The following is a 15,067-nucleotide window of genomic DNA, read 5'->3' on the forward strand; positions in this document are numbered from 1 at the left end:
ACTGAGCCTCTCTTCGAATCCGCCAAACATGGAGCCAACGGTTCCGAAAGCTACGGCAGTCCGGGCACGGCGTGTCCAATCGGAGCCCGGCTTGTGGTGACTTGAGTGCACGCCCGTCTGATTCAGCACAACGTCACCGCCAGTCGTGCCACCGCGCCCGCCCCCACGAGAGCCCGCGCGGTGTCCCGGGGGACCGACAGGACCACCAGCGCCCCGCCGTCCCCAACGCCCTTCTCCGGATCGGGTACTCCGGCGACCCGGGCCCCCGCGGCAACGACCCGCGGCGGGCCGGCGCGCTCCGCCGCCACCACGTCCACCCGGTCCCCGGGCCGCAGCAGCCGCACCGTCGCCGCGTCAGCGATGCGCACCGGCGCCGACACCCACCGCACCGCCGCAGGCGGCGGTTTCACCTCCGGTGGCGCAGCGCCCCGCGAAGCCTGCGCCTCCGTCCCGCCCACCACCGCCAGCGCGGCCGCCAGGACGGCCAGCCCGGCCGACGCGGCCCGCCGCCGACGCCGTACGGCGCGGCGCAGCCGGTCCCCGCCCCGGCCGACGCGAAGCGGGGGAAAGGCCGGTACCGGACGCGCAGGGGGACACGTAGAGGGAGCGGAAAGAGAGGAAGGAACGGAAGGAACGGAAGGGACGGAAGGGGTCGAAGGCGAAGAGACGCGCGAGGTCTTGGACATGACGGCCACCACCAGTGAGCTGAGTTCCGGTGCCCGGGTCCAGCGCCCGGACACCCTCACGATCCGCCGCCGCGCCGAATCCCGCTCGCACCTGTGGACGATCCCCAGCCTGTGGACAACGTCGTCACCCCCAGGGGTGAGCGCCCGTCAGGCTTCGGCGCTCTCGGCGCGCAGGACCAGCGCCAGCAGCCCCGGGAAGCGGGCCTCGAACTCCGCGCGCCGCAGCCGGTTGACGCGCCCCCGCCCCTGGTCGCGCTGCTCCAGCAGCCCGGAGCCGCGCAGCACCGCGAAGTGGTGGCTGAGGGCCGCCTTGCCCACGGGTACGTCGAAGGTGCCGCAGCTGCGCTCCCAGTCGCCCGCACCCGCGAGTTCCCGTACGAGCTGCAGCCGCACCGGGTCGGCGAGTGCGGCGAGGGCGGCCTGGACGGGCACGTCGTCGGGGTGGGTGTGCTCGGGTTCGGCCCGGTGTCCCATCGCGGTTCCTCCCTGCAGCGGGCTTGCGCTCTTGCGGAATGTTCGATGAAAACCGTACAGTCGCGTCACCGCAGTGTTCGCTTTTCATTGAACAGTCTAGCCGGGGGTACCAGTCATGCGCGCAGTCGAGTTCCACGAGTTCGGCGGACCCGAGGTCCTTCACGCCACCGAGGTCCCGGTGCCGGAGCCGGCCCACGATGAGGTGACCGTCGACGTCGCCTACGCCGGAGTCAACTTCGCCGACGTCCTGGCCCGGGCCCACGGCTACCGGGTCCCGGCCCTGCCCTTCCGCCCCGGCCTCGAGATCTCCGGCCGCATCCGGGCCGTGGGCCCCGGAGTCGAGGGCCTGCGCCCCGGCCAGGAGGTCGCCGCCCTCACCTCGCACAGCGGCTACGCCGAGGTCGCCGTCGCCCGTGCCGCGACCGTCTTCGCGCTCCCCGAGGGCATCTCCCTGCGCACCGCCGCCACCCTGCCGACCGTCCTGCCCACGGTCCAGGGGCTCGTGCACGAGGTCGGCCGGCTGCGCGCCGGGGAGACCGTACTCGTCCAGAGCGCGGCCGGCGGTATCGGGACCGTTGCCGCCCAGGTCGCCCGGCTCGCCGGAGCCCGCGCCGTCTACGGCGTGGTCTCCCGCCCCGAAAAGGCCGCAGAAGCCCTCAAGTACGGCTACGACGAGGTGTTCGTCGGCGACGGCTTCACCGCGGACGTGCTCCGCGCCACCGGCGGCCGCGGAGTCGACCTCGCCCTCGACCCCGTCGGCGGCGAGACCTTCCGCCGCAGCCTGGACTCCCTCGCGCGCTACGGCCGCCTCGTCGCCTACGGCAACGCCGGCGGAGCCGCACCCTGGCAGATCGGCCAGCCCGAGCTCAACCCGCGCGGACTCTCCGTCGGCGGCTTCTCCGTCCTCACCCTCGCCCAGGACGACCCCGAGGCGCTGCGCGCCCTCGCCGCAGACTCCTTCCGGCTCGCCGCGAGCGGCAAGGTCGAACTGCCGGTCACCGCAGAGTTCCCCCTCGCCCAAGCCGCCGAGGCCCACCGGCTGATGGACACCCGCACCACCACCGGCAAGCTGCTGCTCCGCGTCGCGGGGGAGTGAGGCCGATCCGGGGCCGCTACCCGCCCTCCCGGACCCGCCGCCAGCCGGGCCGGCCGAGGCCGCGAGGTCGGCGACGGCCTCGCAGCCGGGCCGGCCGCAGCACCTGCTCGCCGGTCGTCGCGCCGATGCCGATGCCGATGCCGATGCCGATGGCGGCGAGGCCGCTCCCGGTCATGCTCGTGACCACCGTCGGCGCGAGCACCCGCAGCCCGGGGAACTCCCGGAGGAGCGCCTCGGCGGCCGGCGAAGTCGAGGGCGACCGTCGTCCTGCCGCCGTCGATCACCCTGCCATCGTGCGGTTCACGGCCGGGCCGGGATCTCGCAGGCCTCCGAGAAGCCCTGGCTGGTCAGGCCGAAGGCGCGGTTGGCCCGCGAGCGCCAGTTCTCCAGCGCGACCATCGCGGTGAGTTCGACGAACGCCGCCTCTCCCAGGCGCGCGATCAGCTCCGCGGCGAGCTCGTCCGTGACCGCCGGCTCGGTCTCCGTCATGGCCTCGGCGTACTCCATGACCAGCAGCTCCAGCTCCGTGAACGTCTCGCGGCTCTCCCGCCACCGCGGCACCTGCCCGACCTTCCGTGCCGACAGCCCCCGTTCCAGGCCCTCCCAGTAGCCGAAGTCCATGCACCACGAGCAGTTGATCCGGGCCGCCGCCGCCATCACCGCGAGGTGCTTCAGCCCGGCGTCGAGGGCGTGCCACTTCGCCGCCTGCTGTTCGAGGCGTACGTACGTGAACAGCACGCGCGTGTTGTGCCCGTACGCCTGGCCGGGGTCGAGCACCTTGCCGTACCTGCGGCGCGAATACCAGGCGCCGATGCGCATGAGGAGGGTGCGGGGCGGGGTGAGCGAAATGCGCGACATGGCGGTCGCCTCCTGGACGGTCGGTCGGTCTCGTCGGTCCTTCACCAGCCGAGACCGGACAGCCCTCCGGAATGTGACAGCCCGCCTCGGATTTCTCCGATGCCTGCGGGGTCGGTTACGGCAGCTCGATGCCCAGGTCCCAGCCGTCGTGCGCGTGGGTGCACAGGCAGGAGCGGGACTCCGTCGGCGGCAGCGCCGCCACCGCGTCGAAGAGGACCTCGCGCAGGCGGCCCACGTTCTCGCCGAACACCTTCAGGACCTCCGTGTGGGACACGCCCTCACCCGTCTCCGCGCCCGCGTCCAGGTCGGTGACCAGCGCCATCGACGTGTAGCAGAGCCCCAGCTCGCGCGCGAGGACCGCTTCCGGGTGGCCCGTCATGCCGACGACCGACCAGCCCATCGACGCGTGCCACTGCGATTCGGCCCGCGTCGAGAACCGGGGGCCCTCGATCACGACCATCGTGCCGCCGTCCACCGGCTCCCACGCCCGCCCCCGCGCCGCCGCCAGCGCCACCGAGCGGCCCACCGGGCAGTACGGGTCGGCGAAGGTGGTGTGCACGACGTTCGGCACCGTTCCGTCGGGCAGCGGCTCCCCGTCGAAGAAGGTCTGCGCCCGGGACTTCGTACGGTCGACCAGCTGGTCGGGAACGAGCAGCGTGCCCGGACCGTGCTCGGTGCGCAGCCCGCCGACCGCGCACGGGCCGAGCACCTGGCGCACGCCCACGGAACGAAGCGCCCACAGGTTGGCCCGGTAGTTGATCTTGTGGGGCGGGACCTTGTGGCTGCGGCCGTGGCGCGGGAGGAAGGCGATCTGCCGCCCGGCCAGCTCGCCGAAGAAGAGGGAGTCGCTCGGGGGCCCGTACGGGGTGTCCACCCGGACCTCGGAGACGTCCTCCAGGAAGGAGTAGAAGCCCGAGCCGCCGATGACACCGATCTCTGCGTTAGCCATGCGGCCACCCTAGCCGGGCATGCACAAGGCCCCGCCGCCCGGAAGGGGCGACGGGGCCTTGCGAAGAACGGACGAGATCAGAGCGCGCGGATCAGGCAGCCGAGGTGGAGCTGCTGCTCGAGCTCGACGTCGAAGACGTGCTGGACGTCGACGAAGACGAAGCCGCCGGGGCGGCAGGCGTGGACGGCTTCGAGGCAGGGGTGCTGCTCGACGAAGCGCCGCGGCTGTCGTTCCGGTAGAAACCGGATCCCTTGAAGACGATGCCGACCGCGGAGAACACCTTCTTCAGGCGTCCGTGGCAGTTCGGGCACTCGGTCAGTGCGTCATCGGTGAACTTCTGCACGGCCTCAAGGCCCTCACCGCACTCGGTGCACTGGTACTGGTAGGTCGGCACGAATTTCCTCCTGGCACTCTGACTCTATGAGTGCTAACGACGTTCCATGGTGACGTATTCCGGCCGATCAGTCCACCGTCACCGGCACGCGGTGACCGAGACCACGCTCGTTCACCCGCGCACCAGGGGCCTGCCCGGCCGGTGCGGCGGCCGCGGTGGCGGCCTCTGCGACGGCCTGGGTACCGGCCTGCGAGGCGGTCGCGCCGGCGACGGGACCCGTCGACGAGCTGATGATCCGGCTCGGGGCCTTCGGAGCCAGCTTCGACCGCAGCGCGAGCAGGGTCGCCAGCGCCAGCACGGTGCCCGCCATGGGCACCAGGAAGCCGTACGAGGACCCGTGTGCGTCCGTCAGGCGGCCGGCCAGGGTCACGGCGGTGGCCTGACCGAAGGCGACCGCACCGGTCAGCCAGGTGAAGGCTTCGGTCCGGGCGTTCGCCGGGATCAGCGACTCGATCATCGTGTAGCCGGTGATCAGTGCCGGGGCGATGCACAGGCCGACGACCAGGCCGAGCGCGCCCAGCAGGATCATCGAGTGGGCGGTCCACAGGACCGAGGCGGCCACGGTGAGGCCGGCGTAGCCGAGCAGCAGCCGGCGGCGCGGGCCGATCTTCCAGGCGATGGCGCCGCAGGCGATGCCCGCGGTCATGTTGCCGGCCGCGAAGATGCCGTAGAGCAGGCCGTTCGCGCCGGGGTTGCCGATCTCGTTCGAGAAGGCGGCCAGCGACACCTGCATGCCGCCGAAGACGGCGCCGATGCCCAGGAAGGCCACGATCAGGACGCGCAGGCCGGGGAAGGACAGCGCGGAAGCGTGCTTCTCGCCCCCGGCCGCGGCGGCGTGCAGCTTCGGCTGCGTGGCGCGCTGGGCGGCGAAGACCAGGCCGCCGGCCAGCGTCAGCACGGCCTCGGTGATCAGGCCGGCGGCCGGGTGGACGCCGGTGCACAGGGCCGTGGCCAGGACCGGGCCGACGACGAAGGTGAACTCGTCGGTGACGGACTCGAACGCGGCGGCCGTCGGCAGCAGCGGTGAGCCCTCGAGCCGGGCCGCCCAGCGGGCCCGGACCATCGGTCCGACCTGCGGGACGGAGGCGCCGGCCGGGACGGCGGCCAGCGCCAGCGCCCACACGGGGGCGCCCAGCAGCGCGAGCGCCACGAGGGTGCTGACGGCGGCGGAGTGCATGAGGACGACGGGGACCAGGACGGCGCTCTGGCCGCGGCGGTCGGTGAGCTTGCCCATCACCGGGGCGGACAGCGCCATCGAGATGCCGGTGACGGCGGCGACGATGCCGGCGCTGCCGTAGGAACCGGTGGTGTGCTGCACGAGCAGCAGGATGCTGATGGTCAGCATGCCGAACGGGAGCCGGGCGGCGAATCCCGGGAGAACGAAGCCGATGGCGCCGGGCGTGCGCAGGAGCTGCCCGTAACCGGGGCGTGCGGACTTGTCGGTCGTGACCGCGGATGTCACGGCCTGGCCTTTCCGCTGCCTGGTAGAGCGTCCCCGTCTGCGGACGGTGTGCCGCCTCGTGAGCGACCGCACCCGTACATGTGGGAGCCCCGAGAGCTGTCCTCTTGCGCAGAACCGAGTGATACCTGGGCGCCCACTGCGGGAGGGTGCCACGGCCGCTTTGCGGTCGCGCCAGCTCTGCGTCAGGCAGAGTTGGTTCGATGTGGTGTGCCTTTATCGTACAGGCAGACCGGGTGTGTGTCCTGTGATTCCGGCGACAGGGTGGACCTTCACCTGCGATTAACTGGAAGTTGGCATTCCGTAGGACGGTAAAGCGTGGCGAAACGGCCCGCAAACCCCCGAAAACACAGAATTAGAACGGCGCTCTAACTCTCCGTTCGAGTCGGGGACCGGCCCCGCTCAAGCCCCGTTCGAGCCGGTGCCGAGCCATCCGGCCAGCTTGCCGCCCCGGGCCACGGCACGCAGCCGGGCCTCGGCCGCGTCGCGTACCGGATCCGTGGCCACCACCAGCAGCTCGTCCCCGCGCCGCAGCACGGTCGACGGCAGCGGTACGAAGCTCTTCGCGTCGCGGACGACCAGCGTCACCGACGCCCCCGGCGGCAGCCGCAGCTCGCTCACCTCGACGCCGTGCATCCGCGAGGCGTCCGGGATGGCGAACGACAGCAGGTGCCCGCGCAGCTTCTCCAGCGGCGCCGACTCGATCCCCAGGTCGGCGGCGCCCTCGTCGCCGGCGCCGAGCTCCAGCTTGCGCGCGAGCCACGGCAGGGTCGGCCCCTGGACCAGGGTGTAGACGACGACCAGTACGAAGACGATGTTGAAGACGCGGTCGCTGCCCTCGATCCCGGTCACCATCGGGATGGTCGCCAGGATGATGGGCACCGCGCCGCGCAGCCCCGCCCACGACATCAGGGCCTGCTCCTGCCAGGGCAGCCGGAACGGCAGCAGGCTGACGAAGACCTCCAGCGGCCGCGCCACCATCGTCAGGACCAGCCCGATGACCACGGCGGGCCAGAAGTCCTGGGCCAGCTCGTGCGGGGTGACCAGCAGGCCGAGCAGGACGAACATGCCGATCTGGGCGATCCAGCCGAGCCCGTCCGCGAACCCCCGGGTCGCCGGCCAGTGCGGGAGCTTCGCGTTCCCGAGCACCATGGCCGCCAGGTAGACGGCGAGGAAGCCGGAGCCGTGCGCCATCGCGCCGGCCGCGTACGCCGTCACGGCGATCGCCATCACGGCGATCGGGTAGAGGCCGGAGGCGGGCAGGGCCACGTGCCGCAGGCCGTACGCCCCGAGGAAGCCCACCGACAGGCCGATCGCGACGCCGATCGCCAGCTCGAGGGCGATCTTGCCGATCAGGAAGTACCACGGGTCCACCGGGCCGACGGAAGCGAAGGCGACGACCAGGATGACGACGGGGGCGTCGTTGAATCCGGACTCGGCCTCCAGCACACCCGTGATCCGCGCGGGCAGCGGCACCTTGCGCAGGACGGAGAAGACGGCCGCCGCGTCGGTCGAGGAGACGACCGCACCGATCAGCAGGGCCTGGCGCCAGTCCAGTCCGACCAGGTAGTGGGCGCCGGCCGCCGTGACGCCGACACTGATCGCGACGCCTACCAGGGACAGGACGATCGCGGCCGGGAGGGCGGGCTTGATCTGTTTCCACTTGGTGCCCAGACCACCCTCGGCGAGGATCACGACGAGCGCTGCGTAGCCGATGACCTGGGTCAGTTCGGCGTTGTCGAAAACGACGTTGCCGATGCCGTCCTGGCCTATCGCGATGCCTATGCCGAGGTAGATGAGCAGGCTGGGGAGGCCGCTGCGTGAAGAGATGCGTACCGCCGCGACGGCGACGAGCAGCACGAGCGAGCAGACCAGCAGGAGCTCATTGAGCGTGTGGACGGTCAGCGGGCGGCCCTTTCCTCAAGGCACCAGGTGGAACGTTCCTCCAGGCGACAAGTCCGGCAAGATCGGCAGGTACTTCGTTACCTTACCTAATATTTGACGCGCCCTTTACGCGATAACCACATTGTGAAACCCCTGTTCGGCCCTGTCCTCGTCACCTCGACCCCTGGCGGATCAACGGACAGGGTCCTGCGCCTATGGTTGCTCCCAGCACTCCCAGGACCACCCTGCCCCTCTAAGGACAGCGATGCCCGCCAACGAAACCGCCCCTTCCGTCAAAAAGAGGGGACGACGCGCCCGTCTGATCGTGCTCGTGCTGGTCCTGGCGCTCCTCGCGGGCTTCGGGTACGGGACGTACTGGAGCATGGACAACGTCCGCGCCTCGTTCCCCCAGGCCACCGGCACCCTCAAGGTGCCCGGCCTGACCGGGACCGTGGAGGTCAAACGCGACTCCCACGGCATCCCCCAGCTCTACGCCGACAACGACGACGACCTCTTCCGCGCCCAGGGCTTCGTCCACGCCCAGGACCGCTTCTGGGAGATGGACGTCCGCCGCCACATGACCTCCGGCCGGCTCTCCGAGATGTTCGGGTCCGGCCAGGTCGAGACCGACGCCTTCCTGCGCACGCTCGGCTGGCGCCAGGTCGCGCAGGCGGAGTACGAGACCAAGCTCTCGCCCGAGACCAAGAAGTACCTGCAGGCCTACGCCGACGGGGTCAACGCGTACCTGAAGGGGAAGTCCGGCAAGGACCTCTCCGTCGAGCACGCCGCCCTCAAGCTCAGCGACGACTACCAGCCCGAGCAGTGGACCCCGGTGGACTCGGTGGCCTGGCTCAAGGCGATGGCGTGGGACCTGCGCGGCAACATGCAGGACGAGATCGACCGCGCGCTGATGTCCAACAAGCTCACGCAGGCGCAGATCGACGAGCTCTACCCGCCGTACCCCTTCGACCGGAACAAGGCGATCGTCGACGGCGGCAAGATCGACGGCGGGAAGTTCGCGCCGCAGGGCGGCGGCGCTGCCGCCGGCGCCACGGGAACGGGCTCCGGATCCGGCACGGGCTCCGGCTCCCAGGCCTCGACGGCCTCCGCCCCCGGTGCCTCCGTCACGAGCGGCCTCGCCGACAACGCGAGCGCCCAGGGCGCGACCGCGGGCCTGCGCACCTCCCTCACCTCGCTCGCCGCCACACTGGACAAGATCCCCGCGATCCTCGGCCCCAACGGCAGCGGCATCGGCTCGAACTCCTGGGTCGTCTCCGGCAAGTACACGACCACCGGCAAGCCGCTGCTCGCGAACGACCCGCACCTGTCCCCGCAGCTGCCCTCGGTCTGGTACCAGATGGGCCTGCACTGCCGCGCGGTGTCGAACCAGTGCAAGTACGACGTCGCCGGCTACACCTTCTCCGGCATGCCGGGCGTGGTCATCGGCCACAACGCCGACATCGCCTGGGGCATGACCAACCTCGGCGCCGACGTCACCGACCTCTACCTCGAGCAGGTCAAGCCCGAGGGCTACGTCTACGACAACAGGGTGGTGCCCTTCACGACCCGTGAAGAGGTCATCAAGATCGCGGGCGGCACCAGCAAGAAGATCACCGTCCGTACCACCAACAACGGTCCGCTGATCTCCGACCGCAGCGACGAGCTCGGCACGGTCGGCAGCCGCGCCCCCGTCTCCAGCTCGGCCCCCGACCGCGGCAACGGCTACGCCGTCGCCCTGCGCTGGACCGCCCTGGACCCGGGCAAGTCGATGGACGCCGTGTTCAGCCTCGACCGGGCCAAGGACTTCGCGGGCTTCCGCGCCGCCGCCCGCGACTTCGAGGTGCCGTCCCAGAACCTGATCTACGCCGACGGCAAGGGCAACATCGGCTACCAGGCCCCGGGCCGCATCCCGGTCCGCGGCGCCGGCGACGGCCGCATGCCGGCCCCCGGCTGGGACTCCAAGTACGCCTGGAAGGGCGGCAAGGACGGCAACGCGGGCTACATTCCGCAGGACGAGATGCCGTACGACTACAACCCGGCGCGCGGCTACATCGTCACCGCGAACCAGGCGGTCGTGGAGAGCGGCACCGGCGCGGGCAAGTACCCGTACGTGCTGACCACCGACTGGGGCTACGGCGCCCGCAGCCAGCGGATCAACGACCTCATCGAGGCGAAGATCAAGGACAACGGCAAGATCTCCACCGACGACATGCGCACCATGCAGACGGACAACAGCAGCGAGATCGCCGCGCTGCTCACCCCGATGCTGGCCAAGATCGAGGTCTCGGACCCCGACGTGCGCTCCGCGCAGAAGCTGCTGGAGGGCTGGAACTACACGCAGGAGGCCGACTCGGCGGCGGCCGCGTACTTCAACGCCGTCTGGCGCAACATCCTCAAGCTGTCCTTCGGCGACAAGATGCCGAAGGAGCTGCGGATCGAGGGCAGCTGCATGAACGTCCAGGAGGAGACCAGCGGTCCGGTCGACGACCTGGCCAAGACGGTCCGCGAGTGCGGTACGCGCGACTCCGACTCGGCGCAGCCGGACGGCGGCGACCGCTGGTTCGAGGTGGTCCGCCGCCTGGTCAAGGACGAGAAGTCGGCCTGGTGGCAGACGCCCGCCGCCCGCAACCAGCCGGCGACCGCCACCCGCGACCAGCTGTTCGCGCGGGCCATGAAGGACGCCCGCTGGGAGCTGACCGCCAAGCTCGGCAAGGACCAGTCCACCTGGAGCTGGGGCCGCCTGCACCAGCTGACGCTGAAGAACCAGACCATCGGCACCGAGGGCCCCGGCTTCCTGCAGTGGCTCCTCAACCGCGGCCCGTGGAACCTGGGCGGCGGCGAGGCCACCGTGAACGCGACCGGCTGGAACGCCTCCAGCGGGTACAAGGTCACCTGGGTCCCGTCGATGCGGATGATCGTGAACCTCAGTGACCTGGACAAGTCCCGCTGGATCAACCTGACCGGCGCCTCGGGCCACGCGTACCACGACAACTACTACGACCAGACGGACATGTGGGCCAAGGGCGAGCTGCTGGACTGGCCCTTCGGCAAAGAGGCCGTGGACAAGGCGACGGTGGAGACACTGACGCTCAAGCCGTGAATCTGATCACCCCCGACGGGGTGGCGACCGCCTGAACGGGGTGGTCGTGCGGTTCCTCCGGGACCCGCGCGACCACCTCTTCGTCGTAGAGGAGCACGACCAGCGCGGGATGCGCCCCGGCGCGCGCCAGACGTGCCAGCACCCGGTCGTACGAGCCCCCGCCGCGCCCGAGGCGCATCCCGCGGCCGTCCACGGCCAGCCCCGGCAGCAGGACGGCGTCGGCGCCGGCGACCGCGTCCGGCCCGAGCCCGGGCCCGGCCGGCTCCAGCAGCCGCATCTTGCCGGGGTGGGCGGCCTCGGCGAGGCTGCCCGGTCCTTCGTACGCCGCCCAGTCGAGGTCGTTGTCGGGCAGCAGGACGGGCAGCAGCACCCGCTTCCCGGCCGCGCGCAGGGCGTCCAGCAGATCGCGGGTGCCGGGTTCGGCGCCGACGGAGACGTACGCGGCCACGGTGTGCGCATCGGCCAGTTCGGGCAGTTCAAGAGCGGAGCGGGAGAGCGCGAGGGCCGACGTACGCAGGAATTCGGGGGACAGGGCACGGCGGGCGGCCAGGAGTTCTCGGCGCAGCCCGGCCTTTTCGGACGGGTTCGGCGGGTTCCATACCACAGCTGACTCTGATTTCCTTTCAAATAGGGGTGAAGGCGGACTTATTTACCGGAATCAAACCCGGAGCGGTCCGTGAGACCCACTATCGTTCTGCCCATGACTCAGTTGCACCCTGTGATCAAGAAGGCCGTGATCCCGGCCGCAGGTCTCGGCACCCGCTTCCTCCCGGCGACGAAGGCGACGCCCAAGGAAATGCTCCCGGTCGTGGACAAGCCGGCCATCCAGTACGTCGTCGAGGAGGCCGTCTCGGCCGGCCTGGACGACGTTCTCATGATCACGGGGCGTAACAAGCGCGCACTCGAGGACCACTTCGACCGCAACTACGAGCTGGAATCGGCCCTCATCGCCAAGGGCGACGACGACCGGCTCAAGAAGGTCCAGGAGTCCAGCGACCTCGCCACCATGCACTACGTCCGCCAGGGTGACCCGCGCGGCCTCGGCCACGCCGTCCTGTGCGCCGAGCCGCACGTCGGCGACGAGCCCTTCGCAGTCCTCCTCGGCGACGACCTGATCGACCCGCGCGACCCGCTGCTGCGCCAGATGACCGACGTTCACGCCCGCACCGGCGGCACCGTCATCGCCCTCATGGAGGTCGACCCCGCCAACGTCCACCTCTACGGCTGCGCCGCAGTCGAGGCCACGGACGACGAGGACGTCGTCCGGATCACCGGCCTCGTCGAGAAGCCGGACCCGGCGGACGCGCCCAGCAATTACGCGGTCATCGGACGCTATGTCCTCCACCCCGCGATCTTCGACATACTGCGGGAGACCGAGCCGGGCCGCGGCGGGGAGATCCAGCTCACCGACGGCCTGCAGAAGCTTGCCGCCGACGAGACCGTGGGCGGCCCGGTGCACGGCGTGGTCTTCCGGGGCCGCCGCTACGACACCGGAGACCGCGGCGACTACCTGCGGGCCATCGTCCGCCTCGCGTGCGAGCGTGAGGACCTGGGCCCGGAGTTCCGCACCTGGCTTCACCGTTACGTCACGGAGGAGATGTAGCACCTTGAGCAGCCGCGCACCGCAGGACACCGGCCACGGCGCCCAGCGCCTGTGGTCGGTCGACGAGCACCTCGCGGACGTCCTCGCCGCGATCCGGCCGCTGGAGCCCATCGAGCTCCAGCTGCTCGACGCCCAGGGCTGTGTCCTGGTCGAGGACGTCACCGTGCCCGTCGCCCTCCCGCCCTTCGACAACAGCTCCATGGACGGGTACGCCGTCCGCACGGCCGATGTCCAGGGCGCGAGCGAGGAGTTCCCCGCGGTGCTGACGGTCATCGGGGACGTGGCGGCGGGCAGCGGCGAGCTGCCCACCGTCGGCCCCGGCCAGGCCGCCCGCATCATGACGGGCGCCCCGCTGCCTCCGGGTGCCGAGGCCGTCGTGCCGGTCGAGTGGACCGACGGCGGTACGGGCGGCGGCGCGGCCGCCGGCATGACCCCGGCCAGCGCGGCCCCCGAGGGCGCGGGCGGCGAGGTGCGCGTGCACCGGGCCGCCGAGGCGCGGGCGCACGTACGCTCGCGCGGCAGCGACGTCCAGGCCGGGGACCTCGCCCTGGCCGCCGGCACGGTGCTCGGCCCGCCGCAGATCGCACTGCTCGCGGCCATCGGGCGGGGCACCGTACGGGTGCGGCCGCGGCCGCGCGTGGTCGTGCTGTCCACCGGCAGCGAGCTGGTCCAGCCGGGCGAGTCCCTGGCCGCGGGGACGATCTACGACTCGAACAGCTTCGCGCTGGCCGCGGCCGCGCGCGACGCCGGGGCGATCTCCTACCGGGTCGGGGCCGTCGCCGACGACGCCGAGACCCTGCGCTCCACCATCGAGGACCAGCTGATCCGGGCCGACCTGCTGGTCACCACGGGCGGCGTGAGCGTCGGCGCGTACGACGTGGTCAAGGAGGCGCTGTCCTCGGTGGGCACGGCCGAGGACGAGCCCGACGGCGGGCGGATGGACTTCCGCAAGCTCGCGATGCAGCCCGGCAAGCCGCAGGGCTTCGGGACCGTCGGCCCGGACCACACCCCCCTGCTGGCCCTGCCCGGCAACCCGGTGTCCTCGTACGTCTCCTTCGAGCTGTTCGTGCGTCCCGCGATCCGCGCGCTCATGGGCCTGGCGGACGTCAACCGGCCCAGCGTGCGGGCGGTCCTGAAGGCCGACGAGGCGCTGGGCTCCCCGGCGGGCCGCCGCCAGTTCCTGCGCGGCAAGTACGACGCGGAGAGCGGCACGGTCAGCCCGGTCGGCGGATCGGGCTCCCACCTGATCGCGGCCCTGGCCCACGCGGACTCGCTGATGGTCGTACCGGAGGACGTCACCTCGGTGGAGCCTGGGGCCGAGCTGGAAGTGGTCCTGCTCGGCTGAAGTCCGGCCGGTGCGGGTAGCGTGTTGCACCACACAGGCCCTTGCGGGGCCCGGAGCGGGAGCGGCACGAACCTATGGCAGCGTTTTCCCAGGGGGAGACCCCCGGACCCCCTGAGCACAGCAGGCTGACGCACATCGACGAGGCCGGCGCGGCCCGGATGGTGGACGTCTCGGAGAAGAACGTCACGACGCGGACGGCACGGGCCAGCGGGCGCGTGCTCGTCTCCGCCCGGGTGATCGAGCTGCTCCGCGGCGAGGGCGTGCCCAAGGGCGACGCCCTCGCCACCGCACGGATCGCCGGGATCATGGGTGCGAAGAAGACCCCCGACCTGATCCCGCTCTGCCACCCGCTGGCCGTATCGGGCGTGAAGGTGGACCTCTCGGTCGCCGACGACGCCGTCGAGATCCTCGCCACCGTCAAGACGACCGACCGCACGGGCGTCGAGATGGAGGCGCTGACCGCCGTAGCGGTCGCCGGGCTCACCGTCATCGACATGGTGAAGGCCGTCGACAAGGGCGCCGTCATCACGGACGTCCGGGTGGAGGAGAAGACCGGCGGCAAGTCCGGCGACTGGACGCGCGCGTGAACGCCCCGCGCGGCGGCGACGCCTTCAGCCACGTCCACGTGCCCGTACCGCCGGCGGCGGGCGGGACCCGGGCGGCCGGGCCGGATGCCGCGGGCGCGGCCGGGGAGCCCGGGCGCGTCCTGCGCGGGCTCGTGGTCACCGCATCGAACCGCGCCTCGGCGGGCGTGTACGCCGACCGGGGCGGACCGCTGCTGGCCGAGGGGCTCGAGAAGCTCGGCTTCGCGGTGGACGGCCCGCGGGTCGTCCCCGACGGGGATCCCGTCGAGCAGGCGCTGCGCGAGGGCGTGGCCGCCGGGTACGACGTCATCCTCACCACCGGAGGCACCGGCATCTCGCCGACCGACCGCACCCCGGACGCCACCGCGCGGGTGCTGGACTACGAGATCCCGGGCATCCCGCAGGCCATCCGGGCCGAGGGCCTGCCGGCCGTGCCGACCGCGGCCCTGTCCCGGGGCCTGGCGGGCGTGGCGGGCCACACCCTGATCGTGAACCTGCCCGGCTCCACCGGGGGCGTCCGCGACGGCCTCGCGGTGCTCACGCGGATCCTGCTGCACGCCGTGGACCAGATCCGGGGCGGCGACCACCCCGTGCCCCCGGGCAGATCCTCCGGGAGCCCGAGCTGAACGGACCCT

15 protein-coding genes are annotated in these 15,067 nt (G+C 71.7%); 6 read left to right on the forward strand and 9 right to left on the reverse strand.

What is annotated here, in order from left to right; genetic code table 11:
- Nucleotides 1-122: 122 nt before the first annotated feature.
- On the reverse strand, nucleotides 123-686 hold the full coding sequence (locus ACZ5WG_RS18425; protein WP_468724323.1) for a hypothetical protein: 564 nt from the start codon (nucleotides 684-686) through the stop codon (nucleotides 123-125).
- Nucleotides 687-833: 147 nt separating this feature from the next.
- Entirely contained in the window at nucleotides 834-1,160 is a 327-nt protein-coding gene (locus ACZ5WG_RS18430) for an ArsR/SmtB family transcription factor (protein ID WP_468724325.1), read from the reverse strand.
- Between the two features lie 115 nt (nucleotides 1,161-1,275).
- Here ACZ5WG_RS18430 and ACZ5WG_RS18435 point away from each other — a divergent pair, with 115 nt between their 5' ends.
- Entirely contained in the window at nucleotides 1,276-2,256 is a 981-nt protein-coding gene (locus ACZ5WG_RS18435; protein ID WP_468724327.1) for a quinone oxidoreductase family protein, read from the forward strand.
- Nucleotides 2,257-2,272: 16 nt separating this feature from the next.
- On the opposite strand, the gene ACZ5WG_RS18440 is transcribed toward ACZ5WG_RS18435, so the two are convergent.
- The 6 genes from ACZ5WG_RS18440 to ACZ5WG_RS18465 all read right to left on the reverse strand — a co-directional run bounded on the left by ACZ5WG_RS18440 (nucleotide 2,273) and on the right by ACZ5WG_RS18465 (nucleotide 7,776).
- Entirely contained in the window at nucleotides 2,273-2,431 is a 159-nt protein-coding gene (locus ACZ5WG_RS18440; protein WP_468724328.1) for a hypothetical protein, read from the reverse strand.
- A gap of 125 nt (nucleotides 2,432-2,556) precedes the next feature.
- Nucleotides 2,557-3,114 (reverse strand): carboxymuconolactone decarboxylase family protein, encoded by a 558-nt coding sequence (locus ACZ5WG_RS18445; protein ID WP_468724330.1) that lies wholly within the window; start codon nucleotides 3,112-3,114, stop codon nucleotides 2,557-2,559.
- A 115-nt stretch (nucleotides 3,115-3,229) separates the two neighbouring features.
- Nucleotides 3,230-4,063 (reverse strand): S-methyl-5'-thioadenosine phosphorylase, encoded by an 834-nt coding sequence (locus tag ACZ5WG_RS18450; RefSeq protein ID WP_468724332.1) that lies wholly within the window; start codon nucleotides 4,061-4,063, stop codon nucleotides 3,230-3,232.
- A 91-nt stretch (nucleotides 4,064-4,154) separates the two neighbouring features.
- Nucleotides 4,155-4,457 (reverse strand): FmdB family zinc ribbon protein, encoded by a 303-nt coding sequence (locus tag ACZ5WG_RS18455; protein ID WP_468724334.1) that lies wholly within the window; start codon nucleotides 4,455-4,457, stop codon nucleotides 4,155-4,157.
- A 67-nt stretch (nucleotides 4,458-4,524) separates the two neighbouring features.
- Nucleotides 4,525-5,919: an MFS transporter gene (locus ACZ5WG_RS18460; RefSeq protein WP_468724335.1), complete on the reverse strand. Its 1,395-nt coding sequence runs from the start codon at nucleotides 5,917-5,919 to the stop codon at nucleotides 4,525-4,527.
- Between the two features lie 399 nt (nucleotides 5,920-6,318).
- Complete coding sequence (locus ACZ5WG_RS18465) at nucleotides 6,319-7,776, reverse strand: potassium/proton antiporter (RefSeq protein ID WP_468724336.1); 1,458 nt, start codon at nucleotides 7,774-7,776, stop codon at nucleotides 6,319-6,321.
- Between the two features lie 289 nt (nucleotides 7,777-8,065).
- Between ACZ5WG_RS18465 and ACZ5WG_RS18470 the strand changes: the two genes are divergently transcribed.
- Nucleotides 8,066-10,900, forward strand: coding sequence for a penicillin acylase family protein (locus ACZ5WG_RS18470; protein ID WP_468724338.1), 2,835 nt, complete (start codon nucleotides 8,066-8,068; stop codon nucleotides 10,898-10,900).
- Here the strand turns inward: ACZ5WG_RS18470 and ACZ5WG_RS18475 are convergent.
- On the reverse strand, nucleotides 10,890-11,504 hold the full coding sequence (locus ACZ5WG_RS18475; protein ID WP_468724340.1) for a 5-formyltetrahydrofolate cyclo-ligase: 615 nt from the start codon (nucleotides 11,502-11,504) through the stop codon (nucleotides 10,890-10,892). The genes ACZ5WG_RS18470 and ACZ5WG_RS18475 overlap by 11 nt on opposite strands.
- Nucleotides 11,505-11,600: 96 nt before the next feature.
- Here ACZ5WG_RS18475 and galU point away from each other — a divergent pair, with 96 nt between their 5' ends.
- From galU to ACZ5WG_RS18495, 4 genes are all read left to right on the forward strand, one after another.
- Nucleotides 11,601-12,503: a UTP--glucose-1-phosphate uridylyltransferase GalU gene (galU, locus tag ACZ5WG_RS18480; RefSeq protein ID WP_468724341.1), complete on the forward strand. Its 903-nt coding sequence runs from the start codon at nucleotides 11,601-11,603 to the stop codon at nucleotides 12,501-12,503.
- Nucleotides 12,504-12,507: 4 nt separating this feature from the next.
- Nucleotides 12,508-13,848 carry a molybdotransferase-like divisome protein Glp gene (gene glp, locus ACZ5WG_RS18485; protein ID WP_468724343.1) on the forward strand — a complete coding sequence of 447 codons (1,341 nt, stop codon included), beginning with the start codon at nucleotides 12,508-12,510 and terminating at the stop codon, nucleotides 13,846-13,848.
- 74 nt (nucleotides 13,849-13,922) lie between these two features.
- The gene (moaC, locus tag ACZ5WG_RS18490) at nucleotides 13,923-14,435 is read left to right on the forward strand and encodes a cyclic pyranopterin monophosphate synthase MoaC (protein ID WP_468724344.1); all 513 of its coding nucleotides are present in this window, start codon (nucleotides 13,923-13,925) and stop codon (nucleotides 14,433-14,435) included.
- A 119-nt stretch (nucleotides 14,436-14,554) separates the two neighbouring features.
- Nucleotides 14,555-15,058, forward strand: coding sequence for a MogA/MoaB family molybdenum cofactor biosynthesis protein (locus tag ACZ5WG_RS18495; protein WP_468724549.1), 504 nt, complete (start codon nucleotides 14,555-14,557; stop codon nucleotides 15,056-15,058).
- The last annotated feature ends 9 nt before the right edge of the window (nucleotides 15,059-15,067 follow it).

Source organism: Streptomyces sp. NPDC032745, from assembly GCF_055579465.1.

Coding starts and splice junctions, on each gene's coding strand:
- ACZ5WG_RS18445 (WP_468724330.1), bottom strand. CDS start 3,114: ATGTCGCGCATTTCGCTCACCCCGCCCCGCACCCTCCTCATGCGCATC.
- ACZ5WG_RS18450 (WP_468724332.1), bottom strand. CDS start 4,063: ATGGCTAACGCAGAGATCGGTGTCATCGGCGGCTCGGGCTTCTACTCC.
- galU (WP_468724341.1), top strand. CDS start 11,601: ATGACTCAGTTGCACCCTGTGATCAAGAAGGCCGTGATCCCGGCCGCA.
- ACZ5WG_RS18470 (WP_468724338.1), top strand. CDS start 8,066: ATGCCCGCCAACGAAACCGCCCCTTCCGTCAAAAAGAGGGGACGACGC.
- moaC (WP_468724344.1), top strand. CDS start 13,923: ATGGCAGCGTTTTCCCAGGGGGAGACCCCCGGACCCCCTGAGCACAGC.
- ACZ5WG_RS18430 (WP_468724325.1), bottom strand. CDS start 1,160: ATGGGACACCGGGCCGAACCCGAGCACACCCACCCCGACGACGTGCCC.
- ACZ5WG_RS18440 (WP_468724328.1), bottom strand. CDS start 2,431: ATGACCGGGAGCGGCCTCGCCGCCATCGGCATCGGCATCGGCATCGGC.
- ACZ5WG_RS18435 (WP_468724327.1), top strand. CDS start 1,276: ATGCGCGCAGTCGAGTTCCACGAGTTCGGCGGACCCGAGGTCCTTCAC.
- ACZ5WG_RS18425 (WP_468724323.1), bottom strand. CDS start 686: ATGTCCAAGACCTCGCGCGTCTCTTCGCCTTCGACCCCTTCCGTCCCT.